The 26,989-nt window shown below is 42.0% G+C and carries 33 protein-coding genes; 16 read left to right on the top strand and 17 right to left on the bottom strand.

Going from position 1 to position 26,989, the window contains the following annotated elements; genetic code table 11:
* Positions 1-26 precede the first annotated feature (26 nt).
* Positions 27-398 (top strand): helix-turn-helix domain-containing protein, encoded by a 372-nt coding sequence (locus AC6CIB_RS13125; protein WP_498281284.1) that lies wholly within the window; start codon positions 27-29, stop codon positions 396-398.
* A 182-nt stretch (positions 399-580) separates the two neighbouring features.
* On the opposite strand, the gene AC6CIB_RS13120 is transcribed toward AC6CIB_RS13125, so the two are convergent.
* Complete coding sequence (locus tag AC6CIB_RS13120; protein WP_498281282.1) at positions 581-1,750, bottom strand: aminotransferase; 1,170 nt, start codon at positions 1,748-1,750, stop codon at positions 581-583.
* Positions 1,747-2,247, bottom strand: coding sequence for an Lrp/AsnC family transcriptional regulator (locus tag AC6CIB_RS13115; RefSeq protein WP_498281280.1), 501 nt, complete (start codon positions 2,245-2,247; stop codon positions 1,747-1,749). Before AC6CIB_RS13115 ends, AC6CIB_RS13120 begins: the two co-directional genes overlap by 4 nt.
* Before the next feature lie 199 nt (positions 2,248-2,446).
* Here AC6CIB_RS13115 and AC6CIB_RS13110 point away from each other — a divergent pair, with 199 nt between their 5' ends.
* The gene (locus AC6CIB_RS13110; protein ID WP_498281278.1) at positions 2,447-3,355 is read left to right on the top strand and encodes an alpha/beta fold hydrolase; all 909 of its coding nucleotides are present in this window, start codon (positions 2,447-2,449) and stop codon (positions 3,353-3,355) included.
* 27 nt (positions 3,356-3,382) lie between these two features.
* Here the strand turns inward: AC6CIB_RS13110 and AC6CIB_RS13105 are convergent, their stop codons facing one another.
* Entirely contained in the window at positions 3,383-3,643 is a 261-nt protein-coding gene (locus AC6CIB_RS13105; protein ID WP_498281276.1) for a DUF1871 family protein, read from the bottom strand.
* Positions 3,644-3,724: 81 nt separating this feature from the next.
* Here AC6CIB_RS13105 and AC6CIB_RS13100 point away from each other — a divergent pair, with 81 nt between their 5' ends.
* Positions 3,725-4,930 (top strand): MalY/PatB family protein, encoded by a 1,206-nt coding sequence (locus AC6CIB_RS13100; protein WP_498281274.1) that lies wholly within the window; start codon positions 3,725-3,727, stop codon positions 4,928-4,930.
* A 167-nt stretch (positions 4,931-5,097) separates the two neighbouring features.
* Here the strand turns inward: AC6CIB_RS13100 and AC6CIB_RS13095 are convergent, their stop codons facing one another.
* The 3 genes from AC6CIB_RS13095 to AC6CIB_RS13085 form a co-directional block, all read right to left on the bottom strand.
* Positions 5,098-5,628, bottom strand: a complete 531-nt coding sequence (locus tag AC6CIB_RS13095) for a superoxide dismutase family protein (RefSeq protein ID WP_498281272.1) — start codon at positions 5,626-5,628, stop codon at positions 5,098-5,100.
* A gap of 175 nt (positions 5,629-5,803) precedes the next feature.
* The gene (locus AC6CIB_RS13090; protein ID WP_498281270.1) at positions 5,804-6,007 is read right to left on the bottom strand and encodes a hypothetical protein; all 204 of its coding nucleotides are present in this window, start codon (positions 6,005-6,007) and stop codon (positions 5,804-5,806) included.
* Between the two features lie 214 nt (positions 6,008-6,221).
* Positions 6,222-6,962, bottom strand: a complete 741-nt coding sequence (locus AC6CIB_RS13085; RefSeq protein WP_498281268.1) for a peptidylprolyl isomerase — start codon at positions 6,960-6,962, stop codon at positions 6,222-6,224.
* A gap of 95 nt (positions 6,963-7,057) precedes the next feature.
* Between AC6CIB_RS13085 and kapB the strand changes: the two genes are divergently transcribed.
* A complete protein-coding gene (kapB, locus tag AC6CIB_RS13080) occupies positions 7,058-7,456 on the top strand; it encodes a kinase-associated lipoprotein KapB (protein ID WP_498281266.1) in 399 nt (132 codons plus the stop codon).
* A gap of 44 nt (positions 7,457-7,500) precedes the next feature.
* On the opposite strand, the gene kapD is transcribed toward kapB, so the two are convergent.
* Positions 7,501-8,121 (bottom strand): 3'-5' exonuclease KapD, encoded by a 621-nt coding sequence (gene kapD / locus AC6CIB_RS13075; RefSeq protein WP_498281264.1) that lies wholly within the window; start codon positions 8,119-8,121, stop codon positions 7,501-7,503.
* Positions 8,122-8,376: 255 nt separating this feature from the next.
* Here kapD and AC6CIB_RS13070 point away from each other — a divergent pair, with 255 nt between their 5' ends.
* Together AC6CIB_RS13070 and AC6CIB_RS13065 are read left to right on the top strand one after the other, a co-directional pair.
* A complete protein-coding gene (locus AC6CIB_RS13070; protein WP_498281424.1) occupies positions 8,377-9,588 on the top strand; it encodes an MFS transporter in 1,212 nt (403 codons plus the stop codon).
* A gap of 16 nt (positions 9,589-9,604) precedes the next feature.
* Positions 9,605-11,452, top strand: coding sequence for a transglycosylase domain-containing protein (locus tag AC6CIB_RS13065; protein WP_498281262.1), 1,848 nt, complete (start codon positions 9,605-9,607; stop codon positions 11,450-11,452).
* A gap of 35 nt (positions 11,453-11,487) precedes the next feature.
* On the opposite strand, the gene AC6CIB_RS13060 is transcribed toward AC6CIB_RS13065, so the two are convergent.
* Both AC6CIB_RS13060 and AC6CIB_RS13055 read right to left on the bottom strand, forming a co-directional pair.
* Positions 11,488-12,063, bottom strand: coding sequence for a DUF5366 family protein (locus AC6CIB_RS13060; protein WP_498281260.1), 576 nt, complete (start codon positions 12,061-12,063; stop codon positions 11,488-11,490).
* 165 nt (positions 12,064-12,228) lie between these two features.
* The gene (locus tag AC6CIB_RS13055; protein ID WP_498281258.1) at positions 12,229-12,486 is read right to left on the bottom strand and encodes a hypothetical protein; all 258 of its coding nucleotides are present in this window, start codon (positions 12,484-12,486) and stop codon (positions 12,229-12,231) included.
* Between the two features lie 302 nt (positions 12,487-12,788).
* Here AC6CIB_RS13055 and AC6CIB_RS13050 point away from each other — a divergent pair, with 302 nt between their 5' ends.
* The 7 genes from AC6CIB_RS13050 to mnhG are packed head-to-tail and all read left to right on the top strand — an operon-like array spanning position 12,789 to position 18,547.
* A complete protein-coding gene (locus AC6CIB_RS13050; RefSeq protein WP_498281256.1) occupies positions 12,789-15,194 on the top strand; it encodes a Na+/H+ antiporter subunit A in 2,406 nt (801 codons plus the stop codon).
* Positions 15,191-15,619, top strand: coding sequence for a Na(+)/H(+) antiporter subunit B (locus tag AC6CIB_RS13045; RefSeq protein WP_498281254.1), 429 nt, complete (start codon positions 15,191-15,193; stop codon positions 15,617-15,619). Before AC6CIB_RS13050 ends, AC6CIB_RS13045 begins: the two co-directional genes overlap by 4 nt.
* Positions 15,619-15,960 carry a Na(+)/H(+) antiporter subunit C gene (locus AC6CIB_RS13040; protein ID WP_044338125.1) on the top strand — a complete coding sequence of 114 codons (342 nt, stop codon included), beginning with the start codon at positions 15,619-15,621 and terminating at the stop codon, positions 15,958-15,960. Before AC6CIB_RS13045 ends, AC6CIB_RS13040 begins: the two co-directional genes overlap by 1 nt.
* Positions 15,953-17,434 (top strand): Na+/H+ antiporter subunit D, encoded by a 1,482-nt coding sequence (locus AC6CIB_RS13035; protein WP_498281252.1) that lies wholly within the window; start codon positions 15,953-15,955, stop codon positions 17,432-17,434. The genes AC6CIB_RS13040 and AC6CIB_RS13035 overlap by 8 nt, the downstream gene beginning before the upstream one ends.
* Before the next feature lie 6 nt (positions 17,435-17,440).
* Complete coding sequence (locus tag AC6CIB_RS13030; protein WP_498281250.1) at positions 17,441-17,917, top strand: Na+/H+ antiporter subunit E; 477 nt, start codon at positions 17,441-17,443, stop codon at positions 17,915-17,917.
* Positions 17,917-18,201: a Na(+)/H(+) antiporter subunit F1 gene (locus AC6CIB_RS13025; protein ID WP_113968950.1), complete on the top strand. Its 285-nt coding sequence runs from the start codon at positions 17,917-17,919 to the stop codon at positions 18,199-18,201. Before AC6CIB_RS13030 ends, AC6CIB_RS13025 begins: the two co-directional genes overlap by 1 nt.
* Positions 18,185-18,547 (top strand): monovalent cation/H(+) antiporter subunit G, encoded by a 363-nt coding sequence (mnhG, locus tag AC6CIB_RS13020; protein WP_498281248.1) that lies wholly within the window; start codon positions 18,185-18,187, stop codon positions 18,545-18,547. Before AC6CIB_RS13025 ends, mnhG begins: the two co-directional genes overlap by 17 nt.
* 66 nt (positions 18,548-18,613) lie before the next feature.
* On the opposite strand, the gene AC6CIB_RS13015 is transcribed toward mnhG, so the two are convergent.
* Together AC6CIB_RS13015 and AC6CIB_RS13010 are read right to left on the bottom strand one after the other, a co-directional pair.
* Entirely contained in the window at positions 18,614-18,982 is a 369-nt protein-coding gene (locus tag AC6CIB_RS13015; protein WP_149157592.1) for a DUF2188 domain-containing protein, read from the bottom strand.
* Positions 18,983-19,066: 84 nt separating this feature from the next.
* Positions 19,067-19,450 carry a PaaI family thioesterase gene (locus AC6CIB_RS13010; RefSeq protein WP_044338131.1) on the bottom strand — a complete coding sequence of 128 codons (384 nt, stop codon included), beginning with the start codon at positions 19,448-19,450 and terminating at the stop codon, positions 19,067-19,069.
* A gap of 175 nt (positions 19,451-19,625) precedes the next feature.
* Between AC6CIB_RS13010 and AC6CIB_RS13005 the strand changes: the two genes are divergently transcribed.
* Positions 19,626-20,006, top strand: coding sequence for a YuzC family spore coat inner layer protein (locus tag AC6CIB_RS13005; protein ID WP_498281246.1), 381 nt, complete (start codon positions 19,626-19,628; stop codon positions 20,004-20,006).
* Positions 20,007-20,238: 232 nt separating this feature from the next.
* Here the strand turns inward: AC6CIB_RS13005 and ymaG are convergent, their stop codons facing one another.
* The 3 genes from ymaG to AC6CIB_RS12990 form a co-directional block, all read right to left on the bottom strand.
* Positions 20,239-20,442 carry an inner spore coat protein YmaG gene (gene ymaG, locus AC6CIB_RS13000; protein ID WP_498281244.1) on the bottom strand — a complete coding sequence of 68 codons (204 nt, stop codon included), beginning with the start codon at positions 20,440-20,442 and terminating at the stop codon, positions 20,239-20,241.
* A gap of 167 nt (positions 20,443-20,609) precedes the next feature.
* Positions 20,610-21,926: a Na+/H+ antiporter family protein gene (locus AC6CIB_RS12995; protein WP_498281242.1), complete on the bottom strand. Its 1,317-nt coding sequence runs from the start codon at positions 21,924-21,926 to the stop codon at positions 20,610-20,612.
* Positions 21,927-22,296: 370 nt separating this feature from the next.
* Positions 22,297-23,802, bottom strand: a complete 1,506-nt coding sequence (locus tag AC6CIB_RS12990; RefSeq protein ID WP_498281240.1) for a leucyl aminopeptidase — start codon at positions 23,800-23,802, stop codon at positions 22,297-22,299.
* A 157-nt stretch (positions 23,803-23,959) separates the two neighbouring features.
* On the opposite strand from AC6CIB_RS12990, the gene AC6CIB_RS12985 reads away from it, so the two are divergent.
* Both AC6CIB_RS12985 and AC6CIB_RS12980 read left to right on the top strand, forming a co-directional pair.
* Complete coding sequence (locus AC6CIB_RS12985) at positions 23,960-24,439, top strand: divergent PAP2 family protein (protein ID WP_498281238.1); 480 nt, start codon at positions 23,960-23,962, stop codon at positions 24,437-24,439.
* A gap of 10 nt (positions 24,440-24,449) precedes the next feature.
* The gene (locus AC6CIB_RS12980; RefSeq protein WP_498281236.1) at positions 24,450-25,238 is read left to right on the top strand and encodes a cobalamin-binding protein; all 789 of its coding nucleotides are present in this window, start codon (positions 24,450-24,452) and stop codon (positions 25,236-25,238) included.
* A gap of 46 nt (positions 25,239-25,284) precedes the next feature.
* On the opposite strand, the gene spsC is transcribed toward AC6CIB_RS12980, so the two are convergent.
* From spsC to AC6CIB_RS12965, 3 genes are all read right to left on the bottom strand, one after another.
* On the bottom strand, positions 25,285-25,989 hold the full coding sequence (spsC, locus tag AC6CIB_RS12975) for a stationary phase survival protein SpsC (RefSeq protein WP_498281234.1): 705 nt from the start codon (positions 25,987-25,989) through the stop codon (positions 25,285-25,287).
* A gap of 263 nt (positions 25,990-26,252) precedes the next feature.
* Complete coding sequence (locus AC6CIB_RS12970) at positions 26,253-26,570, bottom strand: YuiB family protein (RefSeq protein WP_498281232.1); 318 nt, start codon at positions 26,568-26,570, stop codon at positions 26,253-26,255.
* Positions 26,571-26,781: 211 nt separating this feature from the next.
* Positions 26,782-26,907 (bottom strand): YuiA family protein, encoded by a 126-nt coding sequence (locus AC6CIB_RS12965; RefSeq protein WP_172655674.1) that lies wholly within the window; start codon positions 26,905-26,907, stop codon positions 26,782-26,784.
* Positions 26,908-26,989 lie beyond the last annotated feature (82 nt).

Genomic DNA, 26,989 nt, shown 5'->3' with positions numbered 1-26,989 from the left:
GGTATTCTATGGGGAGGGACTTTAGCATGTCACACTTTGGTGAGAATTTAAAACGGGTACGCGAAGAGCGCAAGCTATCTCAACAGGAGCTTGCTTTAAGGGCCAGATTAGGCACAAAGACGATTGAAAAGTATGAATCCGATCTTCAGATTCCTGATACACAAACGATTCTAAGGCTTTCAACTGTACTTGATATACCCGCTTCTGAACTGCTGGAAAGGGAAGTGAAAGATCATCCTCTAACAGGTGTTGACGCTGAAATGGAACAGCTGATCAAAGAATTGGGACCAAAACGAACAAAGCTGATCCTCCGCAAGGCGAAGGAATTCTCTGAAGAAGATTTCCTTCGTGTGATGCAAATATTGTATGAACTGAAATATGAAAAGAGCGAACGCTAAAAATTTTTTATGAAATGATGTATGGATAGTGAAAAAAGGGGTCATACTGAAAATAAGCTTTCTAAGTATTCCCCCTTTTGTTTTCATTTGTTGGACGATATTTTATCGTCCTATTTTTTTTGCCCAAATAAAAAGGGTGCCAGGCACAAAAGCATTTGTGCCTGGCACTCTTCATTTCCTAACTATGAATGATTCTCTACAAACCGCTTCATCCTTTTCACGGCTTCCTGCAGCTGTTCCATACTTGAGGCATAAGAACAACGAATATATCCTTCTCCCCCTTTACCAAACACATTTCCGGGTACAACCGCAACTTTCTCTTCCATAAGAAGCTTTTCTGCAAATTCCTCTGAGGACATCCCTGTTTTTTTAATGGAAGGAAAGGCATAGAATGCTCCTCCAGGGGTGTGGCAGGTTAATCCGAACTCATTTAGGGAGTCAACAAAATAGTGTCGTCGATGACGATAGCTTCGCTTCATCTCCATCACATCATCCATTCCTTTATCCAATGCCTCTACCGCAGCATGCTGAGCAGGGGTGGATGCACACATCATGGCGTATTGATGAATTTTAAGTAAGGATGAAGCGATCTCTTCAGGAGCACAAATAAACCCCAGTCTCCAGCCCGTCATGGCAAACCCTTTTGAGAATCCATTGATTACGAGGGTTCTTTTTCTCATGTCCTTTAAAGAAGCAATGGACACGTGGCGATGATCATAAGCAAGTTCAGAGTATATCTCATCTGAAAGAACAACTAGATCATGCTTTCGAATCACCACTGCAAGCTCTTCTAAATTTTCTCTTTCAAGGACCGTCCCTGTTGGATTATTCGGCGAACAAAGTAAGACGGCTTTTGTACGCGGAGTGATGGCGGCTTCGAGTTCTTCGGCTGTGACTTTGAAGTCATTTTCCGGCTTGGTTCCGATAGTTACAGCTACTCCACCTGCCAATTGAACAAGAGGTACATAAGAAACGAAGCCAGGTTCCACCACAACGACCTCATCTCCTTGATCAATGATTGCACGCAAACTGATATCAAGGGCTTGAGAGGCACCAACCGTCACAATGATTTCGCTTTTCGGATCATAGTCAACGGAGTAGCCCTCTTTCATATACGCAGCAATCTTCTCCCTCAGCTCCAGTAGGCCAGCGTTCGCTGTATAAGAGGTGTAACCTTGCTCCAAGGAAAGAATCGCGGCTTCCCGCACCGTCCAGGAGGTAATGAAATCCGGTTCCCCAACCCCTAACGAAATGACCCCTTCCATATTTGCTGCCAAATCAAAGAATTTCCGGATACCGGAAGGCTTTAAGTTTTTCACAGATTGAGATATGTAAGATGTCTTTGTTTTCATGGAGACACCACAATTCGTTTATCTTCACCATGATCACCAAAAATGGTTCCGTCATGTTTGTATTTCTTCAATTGAAAATGGGTTGTTGTAGATAAAACGGAATCCAGAGTAGATAGCTTTTCAGAAACGAATGAAGCTACTTCATGCATGGTTCGGCCCTCCACCGTTACAGAAAGGTCGTATGCCCCCGACATTAGATAGACGCTTTTCACTTCTTTGTAACGATAAATACGATGGGCCACTTCATCAAATCCCACTCCCCTTTTCGGAGCTACTTTCACATCGATCATCGCCGTTACTCCTTCATGACCTTCTACTTTGGACCAATCCACAACGGAACTGTATCTGACAAGAACATTGTCTTTTTCAAGCCTTTTAATCGCATTCTCTATTTCCTCTGTTGTTACTTGAAGCATTTTCGCTATGTTCTCTGTGGAAATCCTGGCATCCTTCTGTAAAATCCTTACTAAATCAAGCTCCATTTCTCTTAGTTGCATTCTGCTTCCTCCTCATCACCACTAAATGGTTTTATTATATCAGAAGTCACTGTTATGAAAAGAGGGATCATCAATTTAAGTTTATTTTCCCCATTACATCCATAATTACAATTGGATATGAGACAACTTTTGAATCGAGGTGTTAAATACAGAAATAGGGGTAAAATATCTGTAAACTGGTAGAGAGGAGTGACGAAGTATGCAAGAACAAGATTTTGCAAAGGTTGTTCAGGTGAATGGTGCCAATGTTTACTTTGAACATCATCAGCAACCTGCAGCCACTGAAACCTTCGTCCTTCTTCATGGATTTCTATCATCAACCTTTAGCTTTAGACGGCTTACTCCTCTTTTGAAAGAAAATTATAATGTCATTTCCATCGATCTGCCTCCCTTTGGGAACAGCGAGAAAAACAATCGATTTATCTATTCTTACGACAATCTGGCCAACACAGTTATCGCCTTATTAGACCACTTGAATGTTAGCAATGTCCACTTAACGGGTCATTCAATGGGTGGTCAGATCGCTTTGAACGTGATGAAAAAAGCACCTTCGCTAGTCGAAAAGGGTGTACTCCTGTGCAGTTCCGGCTATCTCAAGAAAATGAAGTGGCCTGTCACGATGCTAAGTTATATTCCCTTTTTCCATCTGTATGTAAAACTGTGGCTTACACGATCAGGGATACGGAATAATCTTGAAAATGTCGTACATGATTCAAAAATGATTGATGATGAAATGATGTTCGGGTATCTGAAACCATTTTTGGAGGATGATATTTTCAAGGCATTGACAAGGATGATTCGAGATCGTGAAGGAGATTTAACTGGGAGCGATTTGCGCAACATTCAAACACCTTGCCTCCTTGTTTGGGGAGAACATGACAGAGTGGTACCTTTATCCACAGGACATAAGCTGAAACAGGATATCCCGAACTCAAGGCTGGTGGTTTTAGAAGAAACCGGCCATCTCGTTCCTGAAGAGAAGCCTGAAGAAGTATTGGAACACATTCATCAATTTGTATCCGCCCCTCTTGAAGGAATTACAGAGGATTCTCAGACACAGCCGCTATATAAAAAAGGACTTTCCCAAACGCTCTTATCAGAAACGTAGGGAGAAGTCCCTTTTTTATGTTAGATGTTAAATCGAACACGATCCGCTATTTTTGATTTGGATCAGCTTGTATGACATCTGGAGACAATCCTCCATTGGTATCCATTCTTCAAAGGAGAATTCATAAATTCTCTGTATTTCTTTCGCAAGGATATTCGGGTTGTCCTGGTCGTGAACCGCTCCGATCACGTCAGCGATTTCAGTGTCATACCCTTCCCTTCCAATCGAAAAAGGATCCCACTGTTGGAGAGTTTCCACGAGTTTTTCATTTGTTTCTCTCATATTCATTACGATCACCTATCACTTATAGTTTCTGTTATCAAGGATAAACGATAAACAAATAATTTTCATCTTTTTCGATTACATCATATGATTATATTAACCATCACATATGAGAAAGGGGACAAATCCGTGAGTAAATTCGAAGAAATCATTAACCGAAAAGGGTCTTCCTCCGTAAAGTGGGACCTGACGAAGACGGTGTTTGGAAAAGACGATGTTCTGCCCATGTGGGTGGCAGATATGGATTTCCTTCCGCCACAAGATGTGTTGGATGCCCTGCAGGATCGACTGAAACACGGGATCTTTGGTTACACCTTTGTTGGAGATGACACGGCAGCAAGCATTAAGGAATGGGTCCACAAGCGTCACGGCTGGGACATCGAAAAAACCTGGCTCCAATATAGTCCAGGAGTCGTGCCGGCGATTTCAACCATTATTCAGGCACTTACTGTTCCGGGAGATAAAGTGCTCGTACAATCCCCTGTCTATACACCCTTTTTCAGCCTGGTGGAGGACAATGACCGGGAAATTGTAAATGCTCAACTGGATTATGATGAAGGAAGCTATTCTATCGACTTTGGTGCGTTTGAGGAATCCTTAAAAACAGGTGTGAAGCTCTTCTTATTATGTAATCCACACAATCCGAGCGGACGGGTATGGAAGAAAGAAGAGCTAATGAAAATAGCTGAATTATGCCATCAGTACAATGTCGTGATCGTGTCGGATGAAATTCATTCAGATCTGGTTTATGAAACTGATACCCATATTCCACTGGCATCTCTTAATGACTCGTTCAGAGATATCACCATCACGTGCATCGCACCAAGCAAAACCTTTAACCTTGCAGGATTACAGGCTTCAGCCATGATTACTCCCAATCCGGATCTCCGGGAAAAAATCGCCGCCATTCATAAAAAACAGGGCTTCTTCACTCTCAATACGTTTGGGATTGTCGGAATGGAAGCAGCCTATCGCTTTGGTGAAGCATGGCTTGAAGAAATACTTGCGTACCTGCAGGAAAACGTGAGAGTCACGAAGGAATTCATTGGGAAGCACTTGCCTGATCTCCAATTGGTGGACCCTGAAGGAACATATTTGCTCTGGATAGATTGTACAAAGATGGAACTCTCTGATGAAGAGCTGAAGGAACGTCTATTGGATAAAGGAAGACTCGCATTGGAACCCGGAACGAAATACGGACCAGGCGGGGAAGGCTTTGTACGTATGAATATTGCCTGTCCACGAGTGACGTTGATGGATGGGTTGGAAAGATTACGAAAAGCTTTAAGCTAATTTTAACTACGGGAAGATGCGACTTTTGTCGGCCACTCTTCCCGTTTTTTGTTTTGTAGGGGAAGGTCATCGCTTTGATCGATTGGCTTTATTTTCAATTTTTTTTGCACCTGGTACATTCCGAATCATTTGTACCCGGTACACCATGTTGCAAACCCTGACTTATTCTACTTCTTCTTATCACTCACAATTTCCCCGCAGGCAATGCGTTTACCGGAATCGCCTGAAGGCTGGGTCATCCCATCGTCTTTGTTTTCATCGATGATCAAAGAAGTCCCCTTTTTAGTGAAAAGGGACGTCTTCCCTTTCGTCAAGGTGACTCCACCTGCCATCAGTTTGACTTTAGCTATGCCATCATCCTCGACAATGATGTTAGGAAGATCCCCTCCATGTGCTCCCTCAGGATGAAGAAGTCCATGTTTTTTATCATCAGGATTGAAGTGATTCCCTGCAGATACAAAATCGGGTCGTTCACATACTCCTTTTTCGTGGATGTGAATCCCGTGTTCACCGGGAGGCAAACCTTCAAGGTCCAAGCCGACTTCCACTCCATCTGATTTCTCTTGCAGAGTGGCTTTTCCAAGTGAATCCCCGTTCTCATTTTTTATTTCCACTTCGACTTTTTTAGGGTTTTCAATGGCACATGCCCCAAGTAATACACTCATCATGATCATATATAATAGTGATAATTTTTTCATTTCGCACTTCCTCCAAATCTGCATACTCTTTCACCATTGTTGACGTTTGAGGGAAAAAGTATTCCTCTTTTTTGTGCAAAAAAGGGCACAGGTTGGAGGCGGTATGAGAAGAAAATCGAGTTGAATCAACACAACAAAAAAACACGCCTATACATTTAAGCGTGTTCCACTCTTTTTATTCTGTTTCCCTTTTATGCTGCCTGGCTTCCTCTTCCATCTTCTTCGTTTTCAATTCTTCACGTTTTGAAACCTTTATAATTAAACGGAACGTCAATAAGGCAGCTATTAAGAAGATGGCCATTGTAATGCTTGCAGGGATATATTCCGACTTATCTTCAGGAAAGTATAGAAATAAATTTAATACATAAGAAGAAAGCATCGTAAGCTCCTTTCAAAAAAACAAACTCTTCGTCCATTATACCAACACTGTTAAGGACAAACCAACTTGAAATTGCCACGTTTTTAACGATTTAATGAACAGGTTCTGAAACAAACCTCGACAATTTCCGAGGAAATATCCGTTTATGCTTTTAGAGCCCCCATCAAAAAAAAAGAGCTATAAACCCCAAATAGGGTTTATAGCTCTCTCACTACTATTTTACAACCTTAATATTTTCAATCACGACATCTTCTTTTGGAAGATCATTCGCACCAACTTCTACATTGGCAATCTCATCGACGATGTCCATTCCTTCAACCACGTGACCAAAGACCGTATGTTTTTGATCAAGCCAAGGGGTTCCACCATTCTCCATATAAGCTTCGGTGATTTCTGCAGGAAAACCAGCTGATTTCATTTGCTCTTCAAATTGTGGATCGATGTCATCCTTTTGTACGATGAAGAATTGACTTCCATTCGAATCCGGGCCGGCGTTGGCCATGGAAAGGGCACCACGAAGGTTGAATAATTCAGGTGAGAATTCATCTTCAAAGGATTCACCATAAATACTTTCTCCACCCGTGCCGTTTCCATTCGGGTCTCCCCCCTGAATCATGAAATCTTTGATTACGCGATGGAATTTAAGCCCGTTATAATAGCCGTTTTCACTATGAGTGATAAAGTTCTCAACGGTTTTAGGTGCCTGCTCAGGGAAAAGCTTGATCTTAATCGTTCCCATCGAGGTTTTCATTTCTACCAATTTTTCGTTTTCAGCAACTTCTGTTGTAAGCTGAGGGTATGTCATTGTGTCATCTCCTTTGGATTCTTCTGCCGTATTCTTCTTTTCTTCTGTTTGTTGTGTTTCTTCTTTAGCGTTATCTTCCTTCTCTGTTTGTCCACAAGAGGCAAGTACTAAACCTAATAAACACAGGATTACGATCATCAGACGCTTCATATATGTACCTCCACATGTTACCTTTATAGTAGTTCTTTCACCATTCATTCCGCTTTCATTATAATAAAGAATGAAGTATTAGAGGAGGTTTTTTTATGAAAAACATACAAATTGGTGATTATGTCACAGCTTTTTATAAAACGGGCAAGTATATTGGGGAAGTAACCGGAGAGCGGCCAGGTGCCTACGTGGTGAAGATTCTCTCCGTCTTGAAGCATCCACGGCAAGGCGATTTACATAATCCCCAGGAAGTGGACGTTCCACTGTTTCACGAACGAAAAGCCCTTGCACACCGCGAGCAGGCAAATATGCCGGAGAAGATGGTGAAGCCGTTTGACGGGAACATTCAAGATTATAATGAATCACTCGTCTCTGCATACCTTACACTGAAGAAAGAGCTGGAAGAAGACCCAACCCCTCACGCCCAAAAGAGCCTTGAAACACTCCAATCGATCCAAAGAGAATACGAACTGATGTATAGCCTGACATTTTAAACATAATGAGGGACGTACCTCAGGAAGGTCGGTCCCTCATCTCGTTATGCAAGCTGGTTGTAAAATTTGGACAGGTCTATTCTTTCCCCTATGGTGGTTGGTTCAGCTTTATCGAGGTATTTTTTGTCTTTTTCGACCAGGTTGTAGATATGGTGGGTGGTGAGGGCATCATCTAAAGCTTTATGATGCTTTCCGACTCCTTCCCTTCCGTATTCCTGGACTGCTTTCCATAGCCCCGTTTGGTTTTGATCACCAAAGAATCGTTTATATTCCATGGACAAGTCGACGAATTGAGCTTGGAAAGGAAATGGAATGCCGGACTGTGCACAGTTATCACGCAGTACCTTCATATCCATGTTTCCCCACGTCACTACTTTGTCGATCCCTCTTGCATTCAACCCGGAAAAATAGTCAATCAAGCATTGAAATGAGATTCCCGAATCGACTTCCTGCTGGTTAATCGATAAGAACCGTTTACAGCGGTTGGTTAGTTTGGGAAACGCAGTCGGTTTCACATAAGATGAAAACGAATCGGACACTTTCCCTTTCTCAACCACCACGACACCGGCTTCAATAACCTCAGGAAAAAAACCTTTGGGGACTCTATGTCGTTCCGGCATAGAAAACTCAAAATCTATAAACACAAGCTGTTCCGGTTTCGCCACTATACTCCCTCCTCAAAATCTAGATAAGACCCCAATTTATCTATAATAAAAAGAATTCATCATAAATATAAAATCGGTACTCACTCCAATTTCCCACACTTCTTATTCTTACATTATATCATGATGAACCTATAAATTATGACTAATTCCCGGTTTTCCCCATGAATAAATGTTATTCGGTGGACTGGAGTCTCAATCTTTAATAAAATGAATATTTAGGAATACGAAATAAAATTCATACAGAAGGTGTTAACCATTTCAATCAAAAAAAAGAATTTGACGATTATGCTTATGGCCAATTTCCTGGTTGCGGCAAGTGCGACGATGGTTTTGCCGTTTTTGTCTCTTTATATTGAAACCTTTGGTACGTACAGTCATGAATACGTTCAACGCTGGTCAGGCTTTGTGTTCGGGGTTACATTCTTAACGGCTTTCTTTATTTCTCCTTTATGGGGACGGATCGGTGACCGTTTCGGCTATAAACCGATCCTTCTTATTACAGGGTACGGAATTGCCACGTCGATTTTTCTAATGGGCTTTATGGATTCCGTTTGGGGGCTCTTCGCCCTTCGCATGATCATGGGTGCGGTGACAGGTTTCATTCCCACTTCGATGGCCCTTATTTCAGCTCAGACTCCAAAGGAAGAAGCAGGGCGTACGCTTGGCACCCTGCAAATGGGAACCGTTTCAGGAGGGCTATTCGGTCCAGTCATCGGTGGGTTACTCGCTGATAATGTAGGCTTTTCCTACACATTCATTTTCACCTCCATTGCCATTGCCATAGCAGCAACCGTTGTTTTACTTGGCATTGACGAACAACGGAGCAAAGAGCAACGGAATCAGCGAAACAAGTATTCAAGTATTGAAGTGCTTCAGCATATTTTCAGTCACAAATTATTAGTGACGGTTCTCTTACTGTCATTCCTTATTCAAGTAGCAAACTTTAGCATTCAGCCTCTTCTAGCCCTCTATGTTGATGAGATTACCTCTTCTACGAATCTGGCATTTTTGGCGGGAATTGCTTTCTCTGCTACCGGGTTTGGGAATTTACTTGCCACGAGACGATGGGGTCAACTAGGTGATGAAATTGGTTATGAAAAAGTTTTATCGATCCTCCTTGTTCTGGCCTCTATTTTCATCGTGCCCCAAGCACTGGCTGTTGAACTATGGCAGCTTGTCCTGTTCCGGTTCTTATTCGGCATCGCGATCGGCGGGATGATTCCATGTGTGACCGCTTATATCCGTCAGGAAGCGCCCATAAGTATGCAAGGGGAAGTGCTCGGGTATAATCAAAGTTTTCGTTTTCTGGGGAACGTGGTCGGACCTGCTTTTGGCGGGATTGTGTCAGGATATATTGGTATTTCTTCCGTTTTTTATGTAACAGGTGCTTTATTCTTAGGCGCGTTTGGATTATTATGGTGGAGTATGCGTCATTCTGAAACAACCAGCCATGTGAAAGATTATTAGAAAAGTAGAGTGAGAAATGAGAGTTTTCGCAGGTTATATAACGGTTATTAGTTTTATGCTCATCTTTTTTACCACATTATTTTTTGCGACGGATGAATGGAACAAAGTACAAAGCTTTCAAAATGAATTAGAACACTCGGTTAGTACCGATACCTTAAATTTAAATCGTACCAGCTTACTGCTGGATCAGAAGGGGAAGGTATTTTCCGAAGTGAACCGTCCGTTCCGGTTATATATTCCGGATGACGAGATCCCCCCTTTTATGAAGGACATTCTTGTCGCTTCAGAGGATCAGCATTTTTATGAACATGTCGGATTCGATGCCGGAGCGATTCTTCGGGCAGTCGTGAAAAACTTGGTTTTCACCCACATTCAGCAGGGTGGGAGCACGATTACACAGCAGCTTGCAAGAAACCTGTATCTGGGTCAGGAAAAAACGTACAATCGTAAATTGACCGAGTTATTTTACGCCCATGAAATCGAAAAATCATTATCTAAAGATGAAATATTAGAGCTTTACCTGAATGTCATTTACTTCAGTAATGGTGTTTACGGAATTGAAACAGCGTCACAGTATTACTTTCAGAAGAGTGTAACGGAACTCAATCAGGCAGAGATGGCGTTCATAGCATCGATTCCCAATAATCCGGGGAAATATGATCCCATCGATCATTTCGATCAAACGAAAGTTCGTCAGGAACGGCTTCTGGATATCCTCGTCAGTACGGATAAGCTATCCAGAGAAGAAGCGAAGAAAATGAAAAAAGTACCGATTAGCTTAAACGTTCGCAAAAAGATCGATCTATATCCTGATTATGCTTTTTATGTAGAAAGTGAATTAAAAGAACTGATTTCGATTCACGAGGGCTACAAAGTGGAATTAGCAAATGCCGCCTCTCCAAAGGATAAGGAGAAAGTAGCACAGAAGCTCGATGAACGTTTCCAAGAAGTGATCTCCTCAGGGGTTCAAATTCAAACCGGACTGAACCCGGAGCTGCAACAAAAAAGTGTGAAGACTTTAAATAAACAGCTTCAGGAAGAGTTACAAGGGGCCTCTGTCACCATTGACAACAAGACAAGGACCATCGCGGCTTTGACCGGAGGCAAGAACTACCAGAAATATAACTTCCATCACGCATTTCAAGCTTTCAGGCAACCTGGGTCAGTGATTAAGCCACTTCTTATCTATGGTCCGTATATCGAGAGGTACCAGGCTTCCATCACTGAAAAAGTAAATGCGAACCGGTACTGTATAGGTGACTATTGCCCAATAAACTATGGAGGGGTCCAGCCGGGAACCGTGACGTTAAAAAAATCGTTAGCACAATCGTATAACGCCCCGTCATTGCGATTGATGGAAAGAGTAGGCATTGAAGAAGCCTTCAAATCGTTATCCCCTTTTTCATTTGAGAAGGTGATCAGCGAGGATCAAACCTATGCCGCCTCCGTAGGGGGATTCACCTATGGGATGAGCCCCCTTGAAATGACGGATGCTTATACTTCCTTTATTGATGGGAAGTACCAGGAAAGTCATGCGATCATTCATGTGAAGGACAATAACGGAAACATCCTTTATCAATGGAAGAACAAGCCAAAGAAGGTTTGGTCCGCAGAAACAGCCTCTAAAATGAGAAAAATGCTGGGCGAAGCCGCTACTTCAGGAACGGGAAAAGCAGCTTACGTATCAAAGCCCTATGTTGGGATTAAGACAGGAACCACCAATAACTATCATGACTACTGGGTTATGGGAATAACAGATACATTCACTACCGGTGTATGGGTCGGTCATGACATTCCCCGTAACATGAGTCACATAGAACAACAGCGACCAAGTCATAAGATTTGGAAGCAGATCATGGAATGACAAAGAGTCTGCAGCATGTGCTGCAGACTCTTTGTCTATAACTTCACTTTCGACATAACCGGCAAACTCGCCATCACGCCATTGTATAATTTCAAACACACAAAGAATATCGTTAAAAGTAAGGATGACCATGAAAACACCTGTAAACCCACGACTGCGAAAATCCCCATTTTCGAGAGGGACGGACTTATTTTATATACAAAATAAATAAAATACACGACCGAGCTCAAAGCAAAGATAATCAACAGTCCCAGGAAGGATTTCAGACTCAGAACAGACACCAGACCACCTATAAAATAAATCATCGAGCCTGTTCGAACACGGTTATACAATAAGCCATTCGAATCCATGGAGAAAAACAACATCGAAATACCATTGACCGTCTCCGCTATCAGCTTCAAGGCAGCAAACACCATAAAAAAAGCAACCATTAATAAAATCAAAATCGCGAGCTTTAATTGCATATCCGATAAAAATTCCCTCATTCCGGGATAAACACCAATTTTCTTAAAGATGTCTACGAATACTTCTACCCCATAAACCGAAAATGTAAGGCTAAATAATAATATTGAAAAAAGAGGCAAATAACTTGTTAAGTATGTATTTTTCACTAAAAACTCTCCCATAACGATTCTTTGACCACTTTCATCATAATCGTTTATGAGTATCTTGAAAAGGGTACAGACACATATGAAACAGTGACTTTTTGCCTATCACTTGTTTCACTGCAAGGACAAAAAGACCGGCCCTTCTATGATTGCAGAAAGGACAGTCATTTATTGCTGAAAATTGGAATGTGGCACGACACGGATATATTCTCTCGATCCAAATGGTTGTCTTTGGTGAATAGAATCTTTCGTTATTTCTTCTTCCACTTCTTCCGTTTCGCCGTATTGAACAGGCCTGATGTTCATACTGGTCGGGTCTTCCATTTCAATCATTCCTCTATTAAACCGATCTTGTGATTCAATTAACCACGCAAAGCCAAAAAAAGTAAAGAATATGGTCGTAACCGCTACAGTTTTCTTTTTCATAACTTCACCACCTTATGGATAGGATTCTCCAATTTGACCGAAACTATTCTGTAGTTGGTCGTATCGTCTAAAAAAAACAACAATTTTCCGGTGGTATTTTCCGTCTATCTACATATTTAATACTTCATGAACAATCTGATACGAATGGAATCCTGAGTAATGCAAGCATTTATTTTTTACGTTATAATGCTCTTTGAGGTTCAGCTTCGGTCGAGGTTTTTGAAAGAAGATGCATGTTTAAAAACAGAAAAGACATTAGACCATGTTGAGAATAAATGAATTTTACATGAGGGGGGTTTTATATGACTTTGTTACACTGGGCTATTGTTTCGCCTTTTTTATTTGCCATACTCATTCCATTTCTTTATAAGGCATTTCGGAATGTACATACTGGTTGGTTCGTTTTATTATTGCCAGTCGCTTTATTTACTTACTTTTTTCAATTCATCGCCATTACTAAGAATGGCGATACCGTCAAGGAAACCTTGGAGTGGATGCCGTCCTTTGGTATCAACTTCATCGCCTACGTTGACGGACTAGGATTACTGTTCGCCCTGCTTATCACAGGGATCGGTTCACTGGTTGTCCTGTACTCGATTTATTACTTAGATAAGAAGAAAGAACAACTACATAACTTTTATGTATATTTAATGATGTTTATGGGAGCGATGTTGGGAGTTGTCCTATCGGATAACTTGATCGTTCTTTATATGTTCTGGGAATTCACATCCATTTCCTCATTCTTATTGATCGGTTACTGGTATCACCGCGAGCGGTCAAGATACGGAGCCCAGAAATCCATGCTCATTACCGTCTTTGGGGGACTGAGCATGCTTGGGGGATTCTTACTTCTCTATCTGATGAGTGGGACGTTCAGCATCAGGGAATTAGTCATGCAATCCGATCAGCTAATGACAGAAGCTCTTTTCCTTCCAGCATTACTTCTTATCCTGTTGGGGGCTTTCACGAAATCCGCTCAATTCCCGTTCCACATTTGGTTACCGGATGCCATGGAGGCACCAACACCGGTCAGTGCGTACCTGCATTCTGCCACGATGGTTAAAGCCGGAATTTATCTAGTTGCCCGCATGAGCCCTGTATTTGCTGAATCAAGTGTATGGTTGTGGCTTGTAGGCGGATTCGGTATCTTTACCCTATTCTGGGGCTCCTTTAATGCGGTGAAACAAACAGACCTTAAAGGAATACTTGCGTTTTCAACCGTCAGTCAACTTGGTCTTATCATGTCTTTATTGGGAGTCGGCGCAGCTGCTCTCCACTACAGTCAATTAGATGAAAATATTTATATGGTTGCTACCCTTGCTGCCGTTTTCCATTTGATAAATCACGCCACCTTCAAAGGAAGCTTGTTCATGGTTGTGGGAATTATTGATCATGAAACAGGCACAAGGGATATCCGTAAGCTTGGCGGGTTGATGAATTTCATGCCGATTACCTTCACCATTGCGATAATCGGAGCATTCTCCATGGCAGGACTTCCTCCATTTAATGGCTTCCTTAGTAAAGAAATGTTCTTTACAGGAATGGTAAGGGTCCTTGAAATGGATATATTCAACCTGGACACAGTGGGTATGATTTTCCCACTCCTTGCCTGGGTTGGTAGTGTGTTCACGTTTATTTACAGCATGATTCTTGTGTTTAGAACCTTTACTGGTAAGCATCAACCGGAGAAACTGGAAAAGAAACCACATGAAGCTCCACTTGGAATGTTAATTTCTCCAATCATCCTGGCTTCACTTGTGATTATTTTTGGTTTCTTTCCAAATATCCTGTCCGAACGAATCATCGCTCCGGCAGTAGCTTCTATTACTCCCAGCCTGATTCAAGAAGGACATGCAGTCGAAACTCATATTTCATTCTGGCATGGCTTTACACCTGAACTGTTTATGACCTTTGGAGTCATTCTATTTGGAATTCTGTTATATCTCCTACTTCCAAGATGGAGAAAGATATACTCTTGGATACCGGAACGTTTCACGTTGAATTCATTTTATGATGGCGGATTAATCGGTAGCGAACGAGGAGCATATAGCTTTACGAAGGGTTATATGACAGGCTTTATCCGTACGTATCTCGTATATATTTTCTCCTTCTTAATTGCCGTATTACTGTTTAGTATGTGGTTTAAAGGAGCATTTGCGATCAATACGGTTGAATTGGCTCCGATTGGAGTCTATGAGGTGGCCATAGCTCTTTTACTTGTTATCAGCTCGGTTACCATCTTGTTTGCAAAGTCTCGATTAACGTCCATCATTTCGCTGGGAGCTGCCGGATATACGGTTTCTTTATTCTTCGTATTATTCCGTGCTCCAGACTTGGCCCTGACACAGCTTGTGATCGAGACCGTGTCTGTTGCTCTATTCTTACTCTGCTTCTATCACCTGCCTCCATTAAGCAGGCATGAAGAACGAATGAGATTTAAGCTTGGAAATGCATTAATTGCGATAGGTGTGGGTCTAGTCGTTACCTTATTTGCGATTTCTGCATATAGCACAAAACTTTTCGATTCGATTTCAAGCTATTACATCGAGAATGTGTATGAAGAAGCGGGCGGTAAGAACATGGTAAACGTTATACTCGTTGACTTCCGTGGATTTGATACATTATTTGAAATTTGTGTATTAGCGATAGCCGCACTTGGTATTTTCTCCATGATTAAATTGCGTCTGACAAGGGGGAAAGAAGGATGAAAACAAAAACGAATGACGTCATCTTACAAACCGTAACGAACGTTGTCGCATTCATCATTATCCTGTTTTCTCTGAGACTCTTCTTCGCCGGGCACTATACCCCGGGTGGAGGCTTTATTGGGGGCTTAATGACTTCGGCAGCGATTGTATTACTGTTGTTGGCGTATGATATCAAAACAGTAGCTAATATCCTGCCGGTGGATTATAAAATCGTTACTGCGAGTGGTTTACTTCTGGCAGTAGCAACTTCTGCGGGGGCACTACTGTTTGATGTGCCTTTCCTGACACATGCGTACGATTATTTCCATCTTCCACTGTTAGGAAAGACATCTCTGCATACAGCCGTTTTATTTGATACGGGAGTGTATCTGGTTGTTATCGGTGTCACGATGACCATTATTCAAACGATTGGGGTGAGCGAATAATGGAAATTTTAATGGCCATTGTTGTTGGAATTCTTATTACGATCGCCGTTTACTTAATGTTATCCAAAAGCTTGCTCCGAATCATTATTGGAACAGCATTGTTGAGCCACGGTGCGCATCTTTTACTTCTTTCCATTAGTGGTCTAAAAGGAGGAGCTGCACCTCTTCTTGGAGAACACGCAAAATCTTATGTCGATCCGTTACCACAAGCATTAATTTTAACAGCGATTGTTATTAGCTTTGGAGTGACAGCTTTCTTCCTTGTTCTTGCTTATCGGGCCTATCAAGAGCTTGGAACGGATAATATGGATCAGATGAGAGGAAACGAAGGAAATGACTAACTTATTAATATTACCCATTTTAATCCCATTATTTACGGCGATCATATTAATGTTTGTCAGCAAATACGTGAAGGTACAACGTGGAATTTCAGCCATTTCGACTCTGGCTACCATTGCAGCATCCCTTGTACTCATCAACACCATCTACAATGATGGAATACAAACAATTAACTTAGGAAGCTGGGTGGCTCCTTTTGGGATTACACTCGTTTCTGACATGCTCTCTGCATTACTGGTGACAACGACGAGCATCATCACATTGGTCGTGTTACTTTACTCCTTTAAGTCTATAGGGGCCGACAGAGAACGATTCTACTACTACCCTGTTGTTCAGTTTCTGCTTGTAGGAGTGAACGGGGCATTTACAACCGGGGATATCTTTAACCTCTTCGTCTTTTTCGAAGTGATGCTGATGAGTTCGTATGTTCTGCTCGTTCTAGGCGGGACAAAGGCTCAATTGCGTGAAGGAATTAAATACATTCTCGTCAATGTCATCTCCTCTGCTTTATTCGTTATTGCCGTGGCATACTTGTATTCCGTGGTAGGAACATTGAATATGGCAGATATTTCGAGAAAGATTGCTGAAGTGAATCAGCCGGGGATACTTACAGCGATCGCTATCATGTTTCTCTTAGTCTTCGGACTTAAGGGTGCGATCTTCCCACTTTACTTTTGGTTACCAGGCTCATACTATGCACCACCAACACCGGTGCTTGCTTTATTCGGAGCCTTGCTCACAAAAGTAGGGATCTATTCGATTTTACGAACGTACACATTATTCTTCTACCATGATATCGGGTATACACATGAAATCCTGAGCATATTAGCCATCCTGACAATCGTCCTTGGCTGTATCGGGGCCATCGCGTATTGGGATGTTAAGAAGATCATCATCTACAACATCATCATTGCAGTTGGTGTGATATTGTTCGGGGTGTCAACCATGAACCCTGAAGCACTAGAAGGAGCTATTTACTATCTCGTTCATGACATGATTATTAAAGCGGCGCTATTCCTCCTGGTTGGAGTAATGATTGCCATAACCGGGACAACCAACCTCAAGAAAATGGGTGGTCTCATTAAAGAGTACCCGTGGCTCGGCTGGACGTTCCTCGTGGCATCCTTCTCCTTGGCAGGGATCCCTCCTTTGAGTGGATTTATAGGGAAACTATTAATTCTAAGAGGAAGCTTTGCTGCAGAAGCCTATGTAGGTGCCGGTGTCATTCTGGCCTCAAGTCTATTGGTACTGTATTCTGTTATCAAAATCTTCCTGAACGGTATATGGGGAACTCCTAAAGAATACAACGGAGTTTCAAAAGGTCACGCTCGTTACTTATGGATGACTTCCGCAATACTTGTCGTGTTAGCCGTATGTTACGGCTTTGGTGCCGAGGCGGTCCGTCCTTTATTCTCACAAGCAGCAGAAGTACTGGTGAATCCGAATCTCTATATAGACGCAGTGTTAAAGGAGTAATGTAGAATGGCATTTCAAATTTTATTAAACTTTTTCCTGGCCTTTGTCTGGATGTTTCTTTCGGTGTCCTTTACTTCTCAGTCATTTATTATTGGCTATTTGCTAGGATTGCTTGTGATTTTTGCATTCAGAAGGTTTTTCAGCTCACGGTTTTATTTATTACGCGTGGCTGCCGTGATCAACTTATTTTTCTTGTTCTTAAAAGAACTGATCCTTGCTAACATCTCGGTCTTAAAAACGATTCTGAGACCGAAGCTTGATTTCCAACCGGGAATCTTTGCTTTACCGACAGATTTAAAAACAGATTGGGAGATTACCTTATTAGCTAATCTCATTACCTTAACACCCGGGACGCTCGTGATGGATGTATCGTATGATAATAAGATTCTTTATGTCCATGCCATCGATATCCCTGATGCGGATCAAGCCATTGATGAGATTAAAAATTCCTTTGAAAAAGCCATTATGGAGGTGAGTCGCTAATGTTACACACGATTTTTCAAATCACACTGCTATGCGTCTCCCTATCCATGCTGGGACTTGTATATAGGGTTGTGAAAGGGCCAACCACCCCCGACCGTGTGGTAGCCCTGGATGCAATCGGTATCAATCTGATTGCCATCATCGCCCTCGTATCCATGATGCTCGATACTTACGCCTTTCTGGAAGTTATTCTCCTTCTTGGGATTCTGGCTTTCTTAGGAACCGTTGCCTTTTCAAAGTTCTTAGAGAAAGGGGAGATCATCGAACGTGAGCGAGATCATTAGATTTTTCATCGGGTTCTTTTTAATAGTAGGAGGGTTTCTCAGCCTGGTCACTGCCTTTGGTTTGCTGAGACTCCCAGATGTATATACGAGAAATCATGCGGCTTCTAAAAGTGCGACACTGGGCGTGATGTCGATTCTTTTGGCAACATTCCTTTACTTTTATTTGGAGCATGGACACTTTAATTCAAGACTGATTCTGACGATTTTCTTCATCTTTGTGACGGCACCTGTTGCTGGACACCTCATTTCAAGAGCTGCCTATAATTCTGGGGTTAAGCTCTGGGACAAAAGTGTACAGGATGATTTAAAAGATAAAAAAGAATACGACCGCCAAAACAGTCAATAAAAAGCATAAGATGAAACAAAAAAGCTTGACCTCACGAGGATTTCCTCGAGTGGTCAAGCCTTTTTCTTATTGTTGATACAAGTGATTCTCCACACTTCCATCCTGTTTGTGTACAACAAGCGTGCCGGAATGATCCGTCACATAGTCCTTCGCCTTTGATAATAGCTTATCCTTTGTCTCCTCTACCAGGATGGCACGTTGTCCGTCTGCTTTCTTTAACTGCCAGCCGTCGTCATGTGGACTGACATGATATTCGGTTTTATCCGAAGCATTTCCTTCTTCAGACTTATGAGCCCGGTCGGTGGCAATCGCAATCGCTCGTCCCTCTTCATACCCTTCATCGAGAAGAGCATTGGCAATCTCAATGGCTTTATTCCGAACATCCGCCGGCAGGTTTTTCAGTGAATCAGGATAATCATTTTTTGTCCAACTCATTAAATAAAGCCCCCTAATCAAATGGTTAGTTATTGATTTCCCATTTATTCACTTTTTAAACATTTGGATATGTAAGATTTCCATTTAGCGTTTTGGCACAACTGCCATCGTACATCTTGAAACACAGATCAATTGATCGTCCTCATCCGTGATCTTAATCTCCCAAACCATTGTGGTTCTCCCTTGGTGCATCACCGTTCCTGTGGCAGTAACAAGGCCTTCACGCTTTGCTTTAATATGATTGGCATTGATCTCCAAACCGAAGCAAATCTCCTTATCCAGATCAATTAATTGAACCGCACCAACACTCGCAACCGTTTCCGCAAGTGCCACTGATGCTCCTCCATGAAGGAATCCGAATGGCTGCCTGGTGTTTTCATTTACGGGCATCGTCGCAATTACTTTTCCTTTTCCCAGTTCGACAAACTCAATTCCTAACGTACTGATTAATGTATTTTCCATATTCATATGAATCACCTCATAATATTTTCTTCTATACTATCTGTTCTATAGAGGCCGTGAAAATCCTTTATTTTGCCTAAAAGGGCTTGCCACTCTCCCCTTCTACCTTCTTGTTTTATGTATAATTCCCTCTTCATTTTCATACATTTCCATAGAGCATTCCTAAGAAAGGGGTTATGTTATGTATCGATACCATCCTTTTTACCCGCCCGTTCAACGCCCCTACCCGCCTATTTATTCAAGGGCACAGCCTTCTTACAACCGCAATTATCCCCCTGTTGAACCCAAAACTTTTATGTCTTCAGCAGGTAAAACGTTGAGCTTGATGGAAGATGCCCAAAAAGTGCTCCAAAGAATTAAAACTTCAAATGATTTTTCATCGAAGTTTATGAGTGCTGCACAACAATCCAACCTTCCTGAAGTACATAAACTACTTCAAACCATCGGCACAAAAGTACAACCTGTCGTGTCATTTAATCCTGACGGTGTGCGTTTAGTCTTCGATGAGAAGCTTGGCCAGGTAGATTGCTGTCACTTGATTGTGATTGTCCGGTGGGTGTAGGGAAGCGATGTAATGATCTGCATCGCTTTCTATTAGGCTCAGCCGCACGCTAGCTGCAAGCGAAGCAGTTCCCCTCACCATCAAGCACATACTGATTGACAGAGCTCAAGCAGACCTTATGTTAAAAAACAACAATCTTTGCGAAGAGAGCCTTTTATTATTATTACGAAAGAATAGCAGTGTCATAGGTGACACTGCTATTCTCATTATTCTATTTGCCTACTTGAATGACTTAATAATAATAAGGGTAATAACCCGGATATCCCCCATAGCCGTATGGTGGATAGTACGGATAATAATAAGGTCTTGGAGCTAAGAGTGCGGAACCTAATAACCCGCCGAGTACTCCTCCTATAAATGGTCCACCGAAGAACCCACCACCGAAAAATGGTCTTCTACCCCACGGTCTTCTTCCATACACAATACGTTGATTCATCTGGCACCTCCTTCTATTCTTTCTAATCGTTTGCCAGCCACTATTTTTCTTTAGGCTTCACACTACTATGTATGCTAACGAATGAAGATTGGAGTGGGCGATGATCTATTTTTGAGTGATGAACTGTCTGTGAAATATAAAAAGCAAGGGAACAGGTCCCTTGCTTTTTATAGAATAATGGCTGCAATCCAGCCGAATAGTATCAGTGGAATATTGTAGTGTAAGAATGTTGGCACACACGTGTCCCAAATGTGATTATGCTGTCCATCCGCATTTAATCCGGCTGTCGGTCCAAGCGTACTGTCCGATGCCGGAGAACCTGCGTCACCAAGTGCCCCTGCTGTCCCGACAATCGCAATCGTTGAGAGAGGGCTGAATCCAAGCTCCATGGCAAGTGGTACGAAGATGGCTGCTATGATTGGAATCGTAGCAAATGAAGATCCGATTCCCATTGTCACCAGAAGGCCTACGATCAACATGATAAGAGCAGCCAATGCCTGGTTTCCGTCGATTACGTCAGCAGTCGCTTCAACCAATGTTTCGACATCTCCTGTGGCTTTTACCACTTCAGCAAAACCTGATGCAGTAATCATCACAAAGCCTATGAAGGCCATCATTTTCATTCCTTCATTCAGTAACCCATCGGCCTCTTTCCAATTAACCGACCCAGAAATATAAAGAACAGCAATACCGGCTAACGCACCAAAGATCATTGATTCCAGCTGAAGCTGAACGTATAAAGCGACAACGATGGAAACAAGAGCGAAAATCATCGCTCTTTTATTATAAACGACCTTCTCTTCAGCAATCACTTCTTTTGCTTCATTGTAGTCCCGTGGTTTACGGTAGCTCACAAACACGGCGATGAGTAAACCGATCACCATGCCCCCTACTGGGATAAGCATTGCTTTCGGAATATCACCTAACGCAATTTCCATGCCGCTTGAGCCCATGTTTTGAGCAATGATTTCATGGAACTGCAAGCCAAATCCTACAGGTAAAAGAATATAGGGAGCCGTTAAACCAAACGTAATCACAGATGCGATTAAACGTCTGTCTACTCGTAACTCTGTCATCACCTTCAATAATGGTGGAATCAAAATAGGAATGAAAGCAATATGAATCGGAATCACATTCTGAGAAAAACAAGCCATAATTAAAATAGATAAAACAATAAGTGCTTTCGAAAGCGCTTTTTTTCTAGAATCGCCTTTTTTTCCAACCACTTTAAGTACCCAGTCAACAAGTAGATTCGGGATCCCAGTATAGGAAATCGCCACCGCAAATCCACCTAGTAATGCATAACTCAAGGCGATACTGGCCCCGCCGCTGATTCCTTCAGTAAATATGGATATCGTCTCGTTTAATCCCAGCCCACCAGTCAATCCTCCGACTAACGCACCAGTGATCAGAGCGAATACAACATTCACGCGTACCAGGCTTAGTACAAGCATGACAAGTACCGCTATAACAACTGCGTTCATAACTACCTTCCTCCTCAAAATTCTTCCTACAACGTTTATCGTTTTACTTTAGTTCGCTAAATTGGTAGAGTAATAAAATCACGATTTCAACTTTAACAAGATAAAGAGAGTTTGTCAATACTTTAGCAGAGTGAAAGAGGAGTGGGGAATTTTTTTAGGAGAGTATTGGGTTCATGTGGAGGGTTGGGTTGGGTTGGGTTGGATATCCATTAAATGTTAATTGGCTGGATTCTGGTCAAAAACGGCCGGATTTTGATGATCTACAATTTCAGCTACCCTTATCATTCAAAATCATGAATTCTCACAAAAAAAGCCTTCTTTCAGTATCATCATGCTTAAACACTGAAAAAAGACTCTCCATTCCATCACTTTATTTCTCTAAAGGCACAAAACGCTCAACTAATATTGCAAGTGTTCTTGCCATGACACCCGTTCCGCCTTTCGGGCCCAGTTCATAGCCGCCTTTCCTAGTAGCCGTACCGGCAATATCAAGGTGTACCCAAGGAAGACCTTCAGCAAACTCTCCGACAAATGCCCCACCCATGATGGCATGACCTGCTCGTCCTGGCGAGTTGTTCAAGTCGGCAATATCACTTCCACGAACACGCTTCTTGTCGTTTTCCGTATAAGGAAGCTGCCAGATGTATTCACCTGCTTCCCCTGAAGCTTCCAACACTTGCTCGAAGAACGCTTCATTATTCGTGAGGGCCCCCGTTTTGTCTTCACCGAGTGCAATGATGACTCCACCCGTTAAGGTTGCAACGTCTACTAAATAATTTGCTCCTTGATGCTTCGCATAGGTCATACCGTCAGCAAGCGCGAGACGGCCCTCTGCGTCTGTATTTAACACTTCAATGGTTTTACCGCTCATTGATGTAATCACATCGTCAGGCTTGAATGCAGAGCCGCTCACCATATTGTCTGTTGAAGGAATGACGGCAACGACGTTTTGTTCCGGTTTGATTTCACCAATGATTTCCATGGCACCAAGAACCGCTGCAGCTCCCCCCATATCGGTTTTCATTCCGACGATTCCATCTTTAGGCTTTATAGAATAACCGCCTGTATCAAAGGTGATTCCTTTTCCAACCAAACCGATGACATCTTTCCACTCATCTTTCCCGCTGTACTTAAGAACGATCATTTTGGGAGGTTCAACGGATCCCTGGTTTACAGCGAGAAGGGCGCCCATGCCCAGATGCTCCATCTCTTCTTTATCCAAAATTTCAACTTCAAAGTTATATCGTTCAGCTAATTCAAGGGCGTATTCGGCTAATTTAGTAGAGGTTAATAGATTACCAGGAGTATTCACCAGCATACGAGCTGAATTGACTCCGTTACCAAAGGCGGAGCCGATATGTAAAGCCGTCTCTACTTCTTTAGAGTCTTCGCTTGTAAAGAACTCGATCGACTCTACGTGTACTTCCGGTTGATTTGATTTCTTCTTATAGCCGTGGAACTCATATGTAGACATCGTAAAGGCTTCCATAAATGCATGAGCTGCATCTGTTGCTACCATTTCTTCAGTAATAAACGTATCCAGTGCTACTGAAAAAGAAGAAACCTTCATCTCCTTTAAAGCTTTTGATGCTACACCTAACGATTCTTTTAAAGAATCAAACGTAAGCTCTTTTTGTTTTCCGAGACCAACGAATAATAATCTCTTCGTTTCGAGTTTTCCAAACGTATGTACTTTGGTCACTTTCTTTGCTTTTGAAGATATGTCTCCGTCTTTTACCAGCTGTGTAAGATAGCCCTCGAACTTGTGGTCAAGTTCTTTCAGCTTCCCTTCAAATGTTGGCTGATTGTAAACCCCAACAACGAGGCACTCTTGATTAGCAGCTGTCATTTCATTATGATTAATCGAAAATTTCATATATCCGACACCTCCATCCTTTATTATAGCGAAAATGTCCCATTATTTCGACTTTCTAACAAACCAATCCACAAAGTTAATTAAAGAGGTAAATAGGGTATGATATAATGAGAACACTATTTTTATTCAAACAATTGAAAGGGTGGCATTTCACAGCATGGAAGTATTTTTAAATTTTCCATTATGGGCATCTTTATTTTCAATCTTTTTTGCTCAGTTTGTTAAGGTTCCCATACAGTTTATCGCTACGAGGGAGTTAAATTGGTCATTAATCACCTCAACAGGCGGGATGCCGAGTTCCCATTCAGCGGCCGTAACGGCATTATCTACTGGAGTAGCCTTGGAAGTAGGCGTGGATTCACCAATCTTTGCTGTTTCCGCCATGTTTGCCATCATTACGATGTTTGACGCAACGGGTGTCAGAAGACAGGCAGGAGAACAAGCCATTGTCCTGAATCGATTGATGGTGGATTTCCAGAGGTTTATGTCAGAAGCAAAAGGCTGGCAGAATAAGCCTGAACAGGAAAAGCGCAAAGAGTTAAAGGAATTACTCGGACACAAACCCATTGAAGTGTTCTTTGGTGGACTTTCCGGGATTATTCTGACCCTTATTCTTCATTATTTCTTTTATGCATAGGAGTGGCAAGATGAGAATTGTTTCAATCTGTCCAAGTAATACAGAAATAATCGATTACCTCGGATTAACTCCACTCCTCGTAGGAGTCGATGATTACTCCGATTATCCTGTAGAGGTCCAATCACTTCCCAGGCTCGGACCGGATCTCTCCATTAATATGGATAAGTTGGAGTCCTTGGAGCCTGATTTGGTGTTTTCTTCATTAAGTGTACCAGGAATGGAAAAAAACATCGAAAATCTGGACAAACGGAACATCCCCCACATTACGTTAAATCCTCAGAGCTTTTCTGATATAGCAGAAGATCTTTTAACGGTTGGAATAGCTTGTGGAATCGAAAAACATGCCATGAACCGTCAGAGTGAATTTCTGCAAACCGTAACACGCTTAAAAACGATTAGTTCCGGGGTTCAACATCCTCCATCTCTCTACTGGGAATGGTGGCCAAAGCCTGTTTTCACCCCTGGTAAGATCAACTGGTTAACCGAGTTGAGCGAGATGATCGGGGCACGAAATCTATATGAAGATGTTGATCTGGCGAGTGTTCAAACGGATTGGGAAGATGTACAAAAGCGTGACCCCGACTATATCTGTCTTGCCTGGGTCGGCGTTCAACAGAAACGGGTTAACCCTGATATCGTGAAGAAGCGTCCAGGATGGAACGACATGAGAGCTGTTCAACAGGATCGAATTTTTGTCCTGGAAGAAGCCCTCTATTGCAGGCCGTCCCCTCTTCTATTAAAGGGAGCTGTCAAGCTTGCCAGGAAGCTTCATCCAAAATGGTATAAAGAGGTACAATGACGTTAAAAAAGCACGCAGTTCAACATAAACTGCGTGCTTTTCTTGATTATTCTTCTTTAGGCGATAAAATCTGCTGTCTAAACACCTGCATGGATTTATTTTCATTAAGTGCTACTAATTGTTGTTCGGATAACTCACCTGAACCCATCTGGATCACATACACATCCAGTGTCTGTTTACCCCAGTCATTATACACATCATCCACTGTCTCATAATAGAGGTCCAGTCTATTCCCCTTAATAGCGCTCCCTTTATCGGCTACAACCCCATATCCATAATGGGGGATAAAAAGAATGGTACCAATAGGATAAACGGAAAGATCGGCCGCAATCGTGGAATATAAATCACGCTTCACTTTCACTCCTGAGTATGTAATTCCGTATAGCGGATGCCCAGGATTCTTCCCGGTCGATTCAACCCCTGCTGTATAGCCTGTCGCCACAACCGTATGTTTCGTATACTGATTCCAATCAACGGACTCTTCTAACGACCTCGGCTCAACAGGTGTACTTGCAGAAATTTGAGTTTCATGACCTATCAGCCTCTTAAGAAACTTAAAGGACAAACCTAAACGATTTGTTTCATGCTCTTTATAATTCAAACTTGTTTGTTCACGGTCGCCCTTGTCCATCAACCAGGTTTTAAAGGTTTGGGCTTCTACTCCGGAGACTGATTGAAAAGTAGTTCCCAGTGCCAGGATGAACAAACTGACCATAACAAATCTCTTCGTCCATGTTTTAAACAAATTCATGTATTCACTCCTCCCACCTTTAATACTTCCCAACGAAGAGGAGATATATGCATAAATTGAGAAAAAAATCGAATAGTTTCAATATTTGGAAATAATTCAAGTGATAGTTTTAAGCGTTCCCAATAGATGAACTTCATCGCTCGAAGGCGACTTTGCAGTGGATACTCATTTCCTACTTCAAATAGTATGTACAATTCTCGAAAAAAATCATAATAAAAAAACCGTTCAACTTGGGGAAAGATCCCTCAGTTAAACGGATGCGGTTAAAACATTCGATATCCTTTTGCTCTTAAAATTCTCATCACAACGCCTGCCAGAATCGCTCCTGCCAGCCCGCTTCCTAAAATCACAAGATCAGCTACAGCCAAGTGGCTGATTTTCGTACCTAACTCAGAAAACGACTCGCCGGCATTTCGGAAATAATCTATAAAACGAACATCATCCACAATAAAAATGACGACAATAGGATAAATGATGGCCATAATCCACGTCATACGCAATAACATATTTAACAAAAAGCCTATTCCGAAAAATAGAACAAAAAATAGAAGCATCGAAATTAACATCACATGTATAGGCATTTTACCGTTTACACCTCCATAAACACTAAAGATTAGTGTACCCCGAGTGTAATGAAAGCGTCAATATTTTCAAGAAAGATTTGTGGCTTATTCACAAAATAAACATATTATTTCATAACAGGTGACCATAAAAAAACAGACCCATCAGGATCCATACCTCCAATAGGTATCTACCTTCATCAGGTCTGCTTTGTGAACTATCTTTTAGGGCTTATTTCTGTTTCCCACTGCCTCCGCAGCACGGACACGTTTCAGAACCACCCAATACTAACTGAAAGTATCCTTTTCCTGAACAGTAAAGACAGTATTTCGTTTTAGTACTTGCAGTAGCTCTCATAATTCCCTCTCCCTTTTTTAATTTCTTAATTTTCTGATAATATATCATCTATCTCTAATAAAGAAAAGGGACATTATAGGGG

This window comes from Rossellomorea sp. GQ25 (genome assembly GCF_059758515.1).
This window is presented reverse-complemented; position numbering and strand designations above follow the sequence as displayed.

What these genes read in the sequence shown, in the direction of transcription:
- AC6CIB_RS13125 (WP_498281284.1), top strand. Translation starts at nt 27, where the DNA reads ATGTCACACTTTGGTGAGAATTTAAAACGGGTACGCGAAGAGCGCAAG.
- AC6CIB_RS13120 (WP_498281282.1), bottom strand. Translation starts at nt 1,750, where the DNA reads ATGAAAACAAAGACATCTTACATATCTCAATCTGTGAAAAACTTAAAG.
- AC6CIB_RS13115 (WP_498281280.1), bottom strand. Translation starts at nt 2,247, where the DNA reads ATGCAACTAAGAGAAATGGAGCTTGATTTAGTAAGGATTTTACAGAAG.
- AC6CIB_RS13110 (WP_498281278.1), top strand. Translation starts at nt 2,447, where the DNA reads ATGCAAGAACAAGATTTTGCAAAGGTTGTTCAGGTGAATGGTGCCAAT.
- AC6CIB_RS13105 (WP_498281276.1), bottom strand. Translation starts at nt 3,643, where the DNA reads ATGAATATGAGAGAAACAAATGAAAAACTCGTGGAAACTCTCCAACAG.
- AC6CIB_RS13100 (WP_498281274.1), top strand. Translation starts at nt 3,725, where the DNA reads ATGATTATATTAACCATCACATATGAGAAAGGGGACAAATCCGTGAGT.
- AC6CIB_RS13095 (WP_498281272.1), bottom strand. Translation starts at nt 5,628, where the DNA reads ATGAAAAAATTATCACTATTATATATGATCATGATGAGTGTATTACTT.
- AC6CIB_RS13090 (WP_498281270.1), bottom strand. Translation starts at nt 6,007, where the DNA reads ATGCTTTCTTCTTATGTATTAAATTTATTTCTATACTTTCCTGAAGAT.
- AC6CIB_RS13085 (WP_498281268.1), bottom strand. Translation starts at nt 6,962, where the DNA reads ATGAAGCGTCTGATGATCGTAATCCTGTGTTTATTAGGTTTAGTACTT.
- kapB (WP_498281266.1), top strand. Translation starts at nt 7,058, where the DNA reads ATGAAAAACATACAAATTGGTGATTATGTCACAGCTTTTTATAAAACG.
- AC6CIB_RS13065 (WP_498281262.1), top strand. Translation starts at nt 9,605, where the DNA reads ATGAGAGTTTTCGCAGGTTATATAACGGTTATTAGTTTTATGCTCATC.
- AC6CIB_RS13055 (WP_498281258.1), bottom strand. Translation starts at nt 12,486, where the DNA reads ATGAAAAAGAAAACTGTAGCGGTTACGACCATATTCTTTACTTTTTTT.
- AC6CIB_RS13050 (WP_498281256.1), top strand. Translation starts at nt 12,789, where the DNA reads ATGACTTTGTTACACTGGGCTATTGTTTCGCCTTTTTTATTTGCCATA.
- AC6CIB_RS13045 (WP_498281254.1), top strand. Translation starts at nt 15,191, where the DNA reads ATGAAAACAAAAACGAATGACGTCATCTTACAAACCGTAACGAACGTT.
- AC6CIB_RS13040 (WP_044338125.1), top strand. Translation starts at nt 15,619, where the DNA reads ATGGAAATTTTAATGGCCATTGTTGTTGGAATTCTTATTACGATCGCC.
- AC6CIB_RS13035 (WP_498281252.1), top strand. Translation starts at nt 15,953, where the DNA reads ATGACTAACTTATTAATATTACCCATTTTAATCCCATTATTTACGGCG.
- AC6CIB_RS13030 (WP_498281250.1), top strand. Translation starts at nt 17,441, where the DNA reads ATGGCATTTCAAATTTTATTAAACTTTTTCCTGGCCTTTGTCTGGATG.
- AC6CIB_RS13025 (WP_113968950.1), top strand. Translation starts at nt 17,917, where the DNA reads ATGTTACACACGATTTTTCAAATCACACTGCTATGCGTCTCCCTATCC.
- AC6CIB_RS13015 (WP_149157592.1), bottom strand. Translation starts at nt 18,982, where the DNA reads ATGAGTTGGACAAAAAATGATTATCCTGATTCACTGAAAAACCTGCCG.
- AC6CIB_RS13010 (WP_044338131.1), bottom strand. Translation starts at nt 19,450, where the DNA reads ATGAATATGGAAAATACATTAATCAGTACGTTAGGAATTGAGTTTGTC.
- AC6CIB_RS13005 (WP_498281246.1), top strand. Translation starts at nt 19,626, where the DNA reads ATGTATCGATACCATCCTTTTTACCCGCCCGTTCAACGCCCCTACCCG.
- ymaG (WP_498281244.1), bottom strand. Translation starts at nt 20,442, where the DNA reads ATGAATCAACGTATTGTGTATGGAAGAAGACCGTGGGGTAGAAGACCA.
- AC6CIB_RS12995 (WP_498281242.1), bottom strand. Translation starts at nt 21,926, where the DNA reads ATGAACGCAGTTGTTATAGCGGTACTTGTCATGCTTGTACTAAGCCTG.
- AC6CIB_RS12990 (WP_498281240.1), bottom strand. Translation starts at nt 23,802, where the DNA reads ATGAAATTTTCGATTAATCATAATGAAATGACAGCTGCTAATCAAGAG.
- AC6CIB_RS12985 (WP_498281238.1), top strand. Translation starts at nt 23,960, where the DNA reads ATGGAAGTATTTTTAAATTTTCCATTATGGGCATCTTTATTTTCAATC.
- AC6CIB_RS12980 (WP_498281236.1), top strand. Translation starts at nt 24,450, where the DNA reads ATGAGAATTGTTTCAATCTGTCCAAGTAATACAGAAATAATCGATTAC.
- spsC (WP_498281234.1), bottom strand. Translation starts at nt 25,989, where the DNA reads ATGAATTTGTTTAAAACATGGACGAAGAGATTTGTTATGGTCAGTTTG.
- AC6CIB_RS12970 (WP_498281232.1), bottom strand. Translation starts at nt 26,570, where the DNA reads ATGCCTATACATGTGATGTTAATTTCGATGCTTCTATTTTTTGTTCTA.
- AC6CIB_RS12965 (WP_172655674.1), bottom strand. Translation starts at nt 26,907, where the DNA reads ATGAGAGCTACTGCAAGTACTAAAACGAAATACTGTCTTTACTGTTCA.